Annotated in this window: 8 protein-coding genes; 3 read left to right on the top strand and 5 right to left on the bottom strand. The window is 39.2% G+C overall.

Annotated elements, in window-relative coordinates; translation table 11 throughout:
• Positions 1-211: 211 nt before the first annotated feature.
• Positions 212-901, bottom strand: coding sequence for a GerMN domain-containing protein (locus F6K54_RS30905; protein WP_293086442.1), 690 nt, complete (start codon positions 899-901; stop codon positions 212-214).
• Between the two features lie 313 nt (positions 902-1,214).
• Between F6K54_RS30905 and F6K54_RS30910 the strand changes: the two genes are divergently transcribed.
• On the top strand, positions 1,215-1,352 hold the full coding sequence (locus F6K54_RS30910) for a hypothetical protein (protein WP_293086445.1): 138 nt from the start codon (positions 1,215-1,217) through the stop codon (positions 1,350-1,352).
• A gap of 387 nt (positions 1,353-1,739) precedes the next feature.
• Here the strand turns inward: F6K54_RS30910 and F6K54_RS30915 are convergent, their stop codons facing one another.
• The 3 genes from F6K54_RS30915 to F6K54_RS30925 form a co-directional block, all read right to left on the bottom strand.
• Positions 1,740-2,102: a DUF6209 family protein gene (locus F6K54_RS30915; protein WP_293086448.1), complete on the bottom strand. Its 363-nt coding sequence runs from the start codon at positions 2,100-2,102 to the stop codon at positions 1,740-1,742.
• A gap of 344 nt (positions 2,103-2,446) precedes the next feature.
• On the bottom strand, positions 2,447-4,252 hold the full coding sequence (gene proS / locus F6K54_RS30920) for a proline--tRNA ligase (RefSeq protein ID WP_293086451.1): 1,806 nt from the start codon (positions 4,250-4,252) through the stop codon (positions 2,447-2,449).
• A 1,239-nt stretch (positions 4,253-5,491) separates the two neighbouring features.
• Complete coding sequence (locus tag F6K54_RS30925; RefSeq protein WP_293086453.1) at positions 5,492-6,001, bottom strand: GAF domain-containing protein; 510 nt, start codon at positions 5,999-6,001, stop codon at positions 5,492-5,494.
• Positions 6,002-6,580: 579 nt separating this feature from the next.
• On the opposite strand from F6K54_RS30925, the gene F6K54_RS30930 reads away from it, so the two are divergent.
• Both F6K54_RS30930 and F6K54_RS30935 read left to right on the top strand, forming a co-directional pair.
• Entirely contained in the window at positions 6,581-7,411 is an 831-nt protein-coding gene (locus F6K54_RS30930; RefSeq protein WP_293086455.1) for a sulfurtransferase, read from the top strand.
• A 471-nt stretch (positions 7,412-7,882) separates the two neighbouring features.
• Positions 7,883-8,317 (top strand): NUDIX domain-containing protein, encoded by a 435-nt coding sequence (locus tag F6K54_RS30935; RefSeq protein ID WP_293086457.1) that lies wholly within the window; start codon positions 7,883-7,885, stop codon positions 8,315-8,317.
• 379 nt (positions 8,318-8,696) lie between these two features.
• Here the strand turns inward: F6K54_RS30935 and F6K54_RS30940 are convergent, their stop codons facing one another.
• The gene (locus F6K54_RS30940) at positions 8,697-10,643 is read right to left on the bottom strand and encodes a hypothetical protein (protein ID WP_293086459.1); all 1,947 of its coding nucleotides are present in this window, start codon (positions 10,641-10,643) and stop codon (positions 8,697-8,699) included.
• Positions 10,644-10,873: the final 230 nt, after the last annotated feature.

The raw sequence follows: 10,873 nt of genomic DNA on the forward strand, positions 1-10,873 counted from the left end.
TCCCCTACTCCCCTACTCCCCTCCTCCCCTACTCCCCTACTCCCCTCCTCCCCTACTCCCCTACTCCCCTACTCCCCTACTCCCCTACTCCCCTACTCCCCTACTCCCCTACTCCCCTACTCTCCTACTCCGTGGACGCTGCGCAGTTTATTTGTTGGTCGGCAATTCCCCTCTCGTTAACATTTGTATAACGGGAGACCCCTTGCCGACATCAAAGTTGGAATTCTTGCTGAAAATTATTGCGAGTAATGGGCTGAGATACTTCTAAACCTTCACCCCCAAGCATTTTTAGAGGTTTACCACCCACAAAAATCCACACTTTTACATCTGGTTCTAAACTAGAGGCAGTATAGATCACTTGTCCTAAGCGACTCATCATCGAAGCACTACCACCTCCAGAAGTAAATTCTTCAGATAAGTCGATGTATACCCCATTATTTTCAACAGTAAGTGCTTGAACTTTTGTGCCTGTGGGAATAGCACTAAAGACATCGGTATTTGTTGGACCTACGAGCAAACGGTCAAAAGCAGCTTTTAAAATAGCTTCCGGTTCGTCTGCCGTTTCTAATTTCACTGTAGAAGAAACTAAATCTATTTCTCCAGTAGCATCTTTAACCCAATAAAGTTCTACAGTTTTTTCTGTAACTGCTTTGGGTTGAGGCACATATAAAGGAACAGAGTCTGGAGATTCAACTTTAGCAGGAGGTAGGGGTGGCAAAGCCTCATCAGGTGACTCTGAAGTTGAGGGAGTTGTAAAAGTCTGAGAATTATCAGAAGTTTTTGTGGTGGTTGATTGTAAATTTCTCCATAAGGAGATGCCACCACCTACCGCCACTGCCAATGCACAAACACTGGCCACGATACCAACAGATAAATTACGAGTTTGATTTTGTTCTTTCATTTTGACCCTCCTTGAGAATTAGGCACAATGGCAGTGAGGAGCTGAATTGTAACTTTCTCTTAGGTTAACTATATTACTATTACTTCTATTCTGCCGAAATCAGCAGGTACTTCTTGAAATTATATGAAATATGAAAAGAAAAATTGTATAGCGCTACTTGAATTGGGAATCGGGAATAAAATGTCTATGTTTTTATGCCATTAATCTGTGTTATTATTACACATATTTAGAGGGTTTTAGCAAGAATTAATGCAAAATTTATCAAAAAATAGCTAGAAGTTGTGAAGATTTCCAGTACAAAACAGCTTACAAATTGATTCAAACAGGTAAAAAAGTATTTTTACATGAGAGATTAAATCTCACAGGTTTAACTCGCAGAATCAAAGCCAAACAAGATGAAGAAGGGAAATATTTGCCTAATGGCCAATCTACTAAGTCTGGATTAAATTAATCCTGGTTATGTGCTGCAACTTATCAATTTCTTGAAGTATTGGGTCAGGTGGCTACAAAAGCTAACGCCAACTTTGTTGAAGTTAAACCAAATTATATATCTCAATTGCTTTGTTATAGAGATGAATTTGTGTTCTAAAGATTGCAGTATCAGAAAATATTTAGATGAGGATTTACAGTTAAAATTTGATAGATATATAAACGCTGCCATCAATTTAAAACGAGTCGGGCTGGACTTGTTCAGTGACGATAAACCCCTGTCAAAACAAAGTGGTTATAAGTTAAATCTAAAACCACTTCTGTTTCTCAGAAAGTTCTGACTGTCTTTAAAAGGCATTTCTATGCCTACACTACACAGAAAGCAGATGCGTCTGTGTAGGTAAGTCACTTAACTTAGTGGGAAATGATAGTTTGCGCCATAGTCACTGTCATAACAAGGGTTGTTCATACCATCATTATTGTAAAACCACATAATGACCTCTTCAGCGCCAGATGGAATATCATATTCTTGGGTCAAAATCACATCTTCCCCTGGAGTTTCAAGTGGTTTATATGATGATTCCCCATCTTTGACAAACTGAACGTAGCCCAATATACTCCATACTGGTCCACCATATTTTTCACCACGAGCACAGGTCAATCGGTTTGAGTCATAGCTTACTTTAAACTTTCCACCTTGAACAAGTTCTCCAGTCAGATTTTCTTGGAAATCACTGGTAAACTCAATTTCTGGTTCAGCTGTATTTGCCATAGCTGTGGGTGAGAAGTAAGGCATCCAGGTCAACAAAAAGGCACAGAATGATGCCATCAAGATTGTAGCAAGTTTCTTGATTGAGGGATTTTTCACAATTTTCTCCTTGTGTATGAGTTTTAATTGTATTAAGCAAAAACTCTCAAAAAAATTAACTCATTATCCAGCCACAACCTCTGAATTGTTTAGAATTTTTTTAGATTTTTGTAGCCTAGTTGAAATATTCAGAAATTGAAACACCCATAGTGACAAATCTTTTTCTTAATGCTCTTAACTAACAACTATGTCAAGCAGAAAGATTTTTCAGCAATACTAAAATTAAAATTATTGCTGAAAAGTTTAAATTAAATTAATGCTTTCTCAATTAATTCTTTTAAGGTTGATAATACTTCCGTTACCAGAATTTCCTGAGATTGATGAGTCGCTCTTTCTACCAATTCAACTTTGCCAGATTTTAACGATCGCCCAGTAACTATTCGATAGGGAATTCCAATTAAATCCGCATCTTTGAATTTAACACCCGCTCGTTCATCTCGGTCATCCAAAATAGTCTCTATTCCAGCTTCATTTAATTCTTGATAGAGATTTTCTGCTACTTCCATTTGTTGAGCATCCTTAATATTAGGAATACAAATAACCACATGATAAGGAGCGATCGCCACAGGCCAAATAATCCCATCTTTGTCATAAGACTGTTCCACTGCAGCTTGGGCCAAACGAGACACGCCTACACCATAACATCCCATCACTAAAGGTACTTCCTCACCCTGTTCATTTGTATAAGTTGCCCCCATAGCTTCAGAATATTTCGTCCCTAACTGAAATATATGACCTACCTCAATACCTCTAGCAGTTTCTAGGGTTTGACTGGGGTCATGGATAGAGCGATCGCCTTTTTGGGCCTTTCGTACATCTACCACCAACTTTGGCAATTGAAATTCCTGGCCCCAATTCCCCCCTACGACATGGTAACCAGATTTGTTACTACCTGTTGCGAAATTTGTCAAGTTTACGGCCGTCTGGTCTACCATTCGTAAGAACTTAGAACTTACCTCTTTACTAGAAGTAATATAGTCATCAGACAAATCCGGAGCAATATAACCCAAAGGCAAAGACTCAGTTGCCCATTTCTTTTGAGCCTCCACATCTGGCACAGTCAAAGCCAAAACAGTATTTGCCCCATAACTTCCAGCCAACTTAGTCAACTCATTCAACAACTTCACATCATTAACATCTTGGTCCCCCCGAATATTCACCAAAACCAAAACAGTCATTCCATTGTCATAAACTGCCTGGTATAAAACATTTTTCACAACATTAGTAGGAGAACATTTGAGAAACTTACACAGCTTTTCAATAGTCTCCGTGCCAGGAGTTTCCAATTTTTCATAACTCTCAAAAGGTGAAACTTCCGCATCAGGTGGCATAGAAACAGCCTTCTCCAAATTTGCTGCATACTTACCATCCTCGGTATAGAGAATTTCATCCTCACCAGCATCAGCCAAAACCATAAATTCTTGGGAACCAGAACCGCCGATGGCCCCAGAGTCAGCATCGACGGCGCGAAATTCTAATCCACTGCGACGTAACATATTTCGATAAGCCTGATCCATATCCTGATAAGTCTTTTTGAGACTTTCTTGGTCAGAATGGAAAGAATAGCCATCTTTCATAATAAATTCCCGGCCTCGCATTAACCCAAATCGGGGGCGAATTTCATCCCGGAACTTAGTTTGTAGTTGATAGAGATGTAAAGGTAGCTGACGATAGGAGCGAATCATATCTTTAGCAACAGTAGTTATTACCTCTTCATGGGTTGGGCCTAATCCTAATTCCCGATTTTGACGGTCAATTAGAGAAAACATAATACCCTCAGCCTGAGTATAAGTATCCCAACGACCAGACTCTCGCCACAGGTCTGCGGGTTGAAGTTGAGGAAGCAGACATTCTTGGGCACCAGTAGCATCCATTTCTTCACGGACTATTTTGGAGACTTTATTCAGCACCCGCAACATTAGAGGAAGATATGCGTAAAGACCACTGCCAATGCGACGAATATATCCAGCACGGATGAGGAGTTTGTGGCTAGGAATTTCTGCTTCTGCGGGGTCGTCTCGGAGAGTGACTGATAACATTTGAGATAGTCGCATGGTTGCTCCTTAGTAAAAATAATGATGATTTCAGATTAGTTTAGGATATCTGGTATAGCAGAAGGAAGAAGGAAGAAAGAAGAAGGAAGAAGGAAAAATCTCTAATTTTTTTTGGGTAATAAAGTTTAAGATATGGCAGTCGGTACTATAGTTAGGGCTTGCTGAATAAATCTAAAAGCATTGACATATAAAGGATTTAACCTTTTTTGGGCCTTTAAAAAGTATCTGGTTTTCAGCTCTTCACACTCAAAAAGGAGCGTATTTTAGGCGCATAGTTGGGCAGAAAAATCACTCTTACAATTCTTACTCCTACCTCCTCGCTGATTCCCTTTTCTCCTGTCTCCTGTCTCCTGTCTCCTGTCTCCTGTCTCCTACCCTCACCCATAAGACTTTTGAGCGCAAACCCTAGTTAGGACATAGGACATCGGGTAATTATAATGATTTATGACGCGAGCAAGATGCTCGCACTGATTGTCAAACATCAACCAGACGGTTCCTATATTTAATTGGTACTACAAGCAGCTCACATTAGGGAAAAAATCTATATGTCTGTATTGCAAACTATAGTGCAACACTAAATATAGTTTTTATCCTGAAAAAATCTCTAAATTCTGTCTGTTGCCTGCTATATGTACACTACTCAGGTATATTTTCTCTTCCTTCTTCCCTATCCTCTCTTAAGTAAAGTTTTGCTACCATTTCAGCTCTTGACGAAACTTCTAGTTTACCGAAAAATTGGGTTTAAAGCCTCCCCCTTGTAGGGGGACTTTATGTTACTATGGAAACAGCGGAAAGGTATTCAACCGCTCTAAAAACCTAGCTACTAATCGTAGCAAACTAGCACCTTGAAAACTAAAGTTATGGGGCGCATGCACAGGAATGCTTGTGTATGGAAAAGCTTTAAGCAACAAGTACCAGAGAACCAAAGTTTTTTTTAAGGTTTAAACTGTACCGTAGGGCATACGGTAACAGGCTCTTGATAGCGCAGCTCCTCTGAAAGAGGCAATAGAGCGAACGCGCAGGCGTGAGAACCATCTCTGGACTAGATGCCGTAAGGTGTTTAGTTTAAGTGGACTCATTGAACCAAGAATCCTGGTTTCAGGAGAATCCCCGTGCGTTTACGCCGGGGAGTATGTCAAGAAACATCCTCTTCAAAGCTTGTTTTACCGAATTTTCTGTAATCCACAGAGTTGCTCCAATCTTTGCATTGGTAAATCCTCTGGCGACCAATTCTGCAATTTATGCTTCTCGTGGCGTTATTTTGGAGCAATTCATCCGAAACACAAAAGGTTTCGAGCGCAGCACCGCTAGTCTTGTAGAAAGATGGAGACAAAGCGCATTTAGATCTGCCAAATTATCTGCATTAAAAGCTCGATCATAACAATAACGCGTAAAGGTAATGCCACCCACCAGTTGACCATCACTCACAATTGGACCAAGCATAACGTGTCCATGATCCTTGCGAGGACAAATTCTCTGCCAAACTCCAGGAGGTAACATTACTTCGTCATGGACAGCAGCATGGCGTTGAAACAAATAGCACAAAACGGGATTATGGTTTAGGGACAAAGCTAGTTTAATCATGGCTGGGGTATGTTCATAAATAGCAGGAAGCTGGTCTAAAAAAGCTAGTCCCCAGCGTTTGGCAGCAAAATAATTGCCTATTTTTGCCACTATTTGTTGCTTTAGCTCTTGTTCATCCTCTGCTTTAGCGATCGCTTGGAATAAAGCTGACAAAGAAATTTCCATAAGGACTTATGCAAATACAATATATCCATAATAGTGAACAAAAACTATACAGTTTGTTTGAAATATTTAGTGTTTAGAACTCATTTAAGTTTTTTGCTAATTTGAGCCGAGTTAATGTTAATTATTCTGATGTTTACTTTTCCCTCTGCGGGGGTTGTATGCAACGTCTCTACCGCGTCAATCCTCTCCTTGAAAAGAAGAGGTAATTATTAATTATTAATTATTAATTAGGGCTTGCTGATTAAATCTAAAAATATTGACATATAAAGACTTTACCCTTTTTTTTGTCAAAAAAAGTGCGCTTGTTTCGGCTCTTCATACTCAAAAAGTTAGTATTTTAGGGAAGAGTTGGGCAGAATAATCTTGGGACAAAACTTAACTCCTACCTTCTCTAACTTCCCATTTCTCCTGTCTCCTGTCTCCTGTCTCCTGTCTCCTGTCTCCTACCCCTGCTAAAAGACTTTTTCAGCAAACCCTAATTATTGAAGCGTAGCGCTATAAAGTGTACCCGATCGAGGTCTATACGCACAGAAGTGGTCAATTTTAATCTAGATTCAGGATTGTTGATAGGAGAAACCAATGACTAATTATGCTTATCCTGAAGTTCTAATTGACACACAATGGCTGGCCAAACACCTCAATGATTCTAAAGTCCGTATAGTGGAGATTGAGACAAGTCCACAGTCAGACAATAATGGTCATATTCCAGGTGCAGTTTTGTGGAATATTAATGACCTGCTGTTGCCGAATCTCCAGATAAATCTTGAGGTAAATGCCATCGAGAAGATACTTTCACAATCTGGCATTACCAATGAAACAACTGTTGTTTTCTATGGCAGCGACTCTACTATTGGAGGTTTTATCTTCTGGCTATTAAAATTATTTGGACATGAACATATACGAGTTTTGAACGGCGGATGTCAAAAGTGGATGTCAGAAGGTCGTCCAGTTACAACAGAATTATCTAGCTTCACTCCGACTGAGTACAGGGCAAAACCAATCGATCAAAATCTACGAGTATTACATGGGGAGGTTCAGTTATCAATTGGTCGTCCCGATACAGTCATACTAGATGTTCGTACCATTCAAGAATACCAAGGCGAACACTTTTTAATGAAGCCACCAGAAGCTTCGGAGCGTGCAGGACATATTCCCAGCTCTATTCATATTGAACATATACTGACGCTCAATGAAGATGGAACTTTTAAATCATTTGATGAGTTACAAATGCTCTACGGTAGTCATGGTATTACCTCAGATCGGGAAGTGTTTCCCTACTGTGCATTTGGTGGGCGATCAGGCTACATATGGTTTGTTTTGAAATATTTACTCGGTTATCCCAAGGTTCGGAATTATGATGGTTCGTGGAATGAGTGGAGTCGTTTACCTAATGTGCCGATTGAAAAATAGAGTTTCGACTTAGTTAACAATTTGCGATACGGAGCGCGACATAATACGCTAGTTCTCACAGGCAAGTACTAACGAGGGTGACGCTTTGTATCTTCTGCACTAATCCCTGCTATTCGCATTTCTAGCAGTCTATCTATATAGACGTAGACCTATCCTGAAATACCGCTCCCTACTAGGAACGGCGTAGTAAGGGTTTGAGGACTTTTTTAGTTATGTTAATTGACAAAGACTTAAATGTAAGTATAGATTATAGAGATGCGGTTGGCTTGACCGTTTCGGCTGTCGCCGACATGAAAATGCCTGTGGATGAGTAACCGCCGACGGCCTCAGAAGAAGCAGGAAGTAAACATCAATTTGTCGCATCGATGTGACGCTTTGTATCAGTTTTATGAAGCAGTAAGAGACAGACTCATACTTGAGTAATGAAATGCTATAGTTTCTCTGAATAATGTGACATTAAGCAGGGAAGATATGGAAAAGTCAGCAGTTAAACCAGAGTTTCCACTTGTAACAGTTGGTGCTTTAGTTAAAGGGCCTTCTGGTCGGATATTAATTGTTGAGACTACGAAATGGAAGGGTACATGGGGAGTACCCGGGGGAAAGGTTGAGTGGGGAGAGTCTTTAGAGGTTGCTGTGGCGCGGGAATTTATGGAAGAAGTGGGTTTGAAATTAACTGATATCTGTTTTGCAATGTTCCATGAGGCAATACTAGATCCACAATTTTATAAGGAAGCTCATTTTATTATGGTTAATTATTGGGCAGTTTCAGATTCCGAAGATGTTGTGCCGAATGAAGAAATTGTGCGATGGGAGTGGGTGACTCCTGAGGTTGCTTTTGATTTTCCTTTGAATAGTTATACTCGCATACTTATTGAAAAATTTCGGTCTCAAACCTCTTCGTTATAGTAAATAGCTATTTCAAAGTAAAAGAAAATATTGGTAAGATAAGTATTTCAGGGGCTGGCGTTATATAAATGTAAGATCATTTTAATAGTTTTTAGTGTTGTGGAATGGGCATCTTGCCCGTTCCTAATAAGCAATCATATTGGAATTGTAAGACTTGTGGAATGGGCATCTTGCCCGTTCCTAATAAGCAATCATATTGGAATTGTAAGACTTGTGGAATGGGCATCTTGCCCGTTCCTTCTATTTTCAGGCAGGCAGGATACCGGGTGCGCAGGCAGAATGCCTGCCCCACTCACTGATTATTACTGATTATTCCTGATACACAAACCTAACTTTGTGCGCAGGCAGAATGCCTGCCCCACTCACTGATTATTACTGATTATTCCTGATACACAAACCTAACTTTCTGCACTCCTTCTATCATTTGTAAGCCAAATTGAGCAGAAGTAAACTCATCTAATTTTAAATATTCATTCATTTTTTGAGCTAATTCTTCTAAATTAACTACTTCTTTCTCTTCATTATGCCAAGGTATAGGTGAAATTAAAAATTCATCCATAAGTTCGCCATTATCATCCCGTAAATTTTTTGACCATTCGGGAGATTCTACTGTAGGCGCATCTAAACCAAAGTGCATCGACTCTGGTTCGAGGTGAATATCAACAGTTTTCACTTCTCCTTGAAACAAACAAATTAATACATCTTCCGCTAAAGTTTCCATTCGTAATAAAGGTAAAATATTACCCTCAGTTTCGTCTATAGAATCTAAATCTGCCACTGCTTGATCGTAACCATCAACAATTAACCCAGGCCAACCAGAAACTACTTTTGATCGCATAATAATTCCGGTAATTTTCCGCTCTTCATTAAGATTAAAATCCTGATCAGAACGAATGTTATGGTCATCTTCTACATCTGCACCTGTAACTCTACCAATACTAAAGGCACCATCTTGTAAGCAGTCTATCCATAAAGGATCTACCCAGAAAAAACGAATTGATTCTGGTGGCAACAAACGTTCATCGGGAACTAAATAATTAAAGGGTATTCCTTTTAATAATTCCACTCCATTAAACCATTCTTTTAAGTTCGGGGGGATAAAATTGATGAGTTTATCCACTCGTCGAGAAATTAGAGGCAAATTTGATACCAGTTGCTCTAACCGTTTCAAGTTTTGCGAATGTTGTCGTTTCCAATTATATAATTCTATCGCTAAACGTCGATTTTCTAACATTAACATTCGTCCCAACTGCCAAGCAGCAGCATAGGATATATCAAACATGGCAATTGCAGAATCATAACGTAATAATTCGTCTGCTGCTTTGACGGGAAATTCATAAGTTTCTGTATTATAACCAGTATTTAAAGGACCTCGATACCAAGAAATTGTTTTACTTCCTTTTCGCAAACCATGAGGTACGGTTATATAACCATTTGCTAAGTATTTTTCTGTTTGGGGATTGTCATTTTCTGGTAGTCTTGGAGTAGAAGGTTGATGGTTTAGTCTTTGTAATAATTGGGTAAAAGTCTGATTAGGATCGACACAATCAAAACTCCAACTTGCTAAACTAACAAAGCGGATTAAATCTTCATCTCCTGCTCTTAGAAAATCAAAACCATCCTCAGTATACCGTCCTTCTATGGAAACTAAATGAACTATACTTCGACCATTAGGTTCGGGCAAACGATTAGAAATAATAGTGGCATATTCATTGCGAAAAGGTAAAAATTCTTTTTCTAATATTGGATCGGATGATGATGCTTTCCGAACATGAGCAAGATAAGCTAGATCATTATGGCTGGGTAAAATATCTTTTATATATTTCTTTTTGATGTCAATTACTGTTAGTAAATCTTTAGGTTTTTGCCCTAGTTGCAATTCTGTATCTTTGGGAAAAAAGATATTTTCTTCTCCCTCTAATAATTCTCCAAGAGTAATATTTTTGGGTTGGGGTTTATCTGCCTCATCTTCAAAATCTGAATCTCGAAATAAAAGCAAAATTAACCAAGAGAGATTTTCATCTTCAAATCCAGGATAACGTTCCCAAGGTAGGGTACTTCTTTTTACAGTAATATGAGGCAGAACGTTAGAATGATCTCCTAAACTTTCTGAAGGAGGAAAAACTGCATAAATAGAGTTAGGAGATAGGGGTTCAAAACGTTCTCCTTGTACTGTAAAAGTGAGTTCCCGTCCATAAGTTTTTAGGTCTGCATCTCTACCGTTGTAATCAAGAGTTTGCTCAACTTTTAGGTGGTAGTCTCCACTTTCTAAAGCTGGTTGATGGAATTCGATAAATTGAACTTGGTCTTTTTCTTTGGCTATCATGGAATTCACTCGTTTAATTATATTGGTTATTGACACCTTCTTTTTTCCTATCAAAATCTAACAATATAGCATTTCCCAAGCTAGTGAGGTACAGCTATGGAGATCCCCCCTAACCCCCCTTGAGAAGGGGGGAACTGGAAGTCCCCCTTTTTAAGGGGGATTTAGGGGGATCATTAATGTACCTAGCAAGGATGAAAACTGCTATATCTAGTTAAATGATCAGGTATTGA

Source organism: Okeania sp. SIO3B5, assembly GCF_010692555.1.
Classification (GTDB): domain Bacteria; phylum Cyanobacteriota; class Cyanobacteriia; order Cyanobacteriales; family Microcoleaceae; genus Okeania.

Coding starts and splice junctions, on each gene's coding strand:
- F6K54_RS30925 (WP_293086453.1), bottom strand. CDS start 6,001: ATGGAAATTTCTTTGTCAGCTTTATTCCAAGCGATCGCTAAAGCAGAG.
- F6K54_RS30935 (WP_293086457.1), top strand. CDS start 7,883: ATGGAAAAGTCAGCAGTTAAACCAGAGTTTCCACTTGTAACAGTTGGT.
- F6K54_RS30940 (WP_293086459.1), bottom strand. CDS start 10,643: ATGATAGCCAAAGAAAAAGACCAAGTTCAATTTATCGAATTCCATCAA.
- F6K54_RS30930 (WP_293086455.1), top strand. CDS start 6,581: ATGACTAATTATGCTTATCCTGAAGTTCTAATTGACACACAATGGCTG.
- proS (WP_293086451.1), bottom strand. CDS start 4,252: ATGCGACTATCTCAAATGTTATCAGTCACTCTCCGAGACGACCCCGCA.
- F6K54_RS30905 (WP_293086442.1), bottom strand. CDS start 901: ATGAAAGAACAAAATCAAACTCGTAATTTATCTGTTGGTATCGTGGCC.
- F6K54_RS30915 (WP_293086448.1), bottom strand. CDS start 2,102: ATGGCAAATACAGCTGAACCAGAAATTGAGTTTACCAGTGATTTCCAA.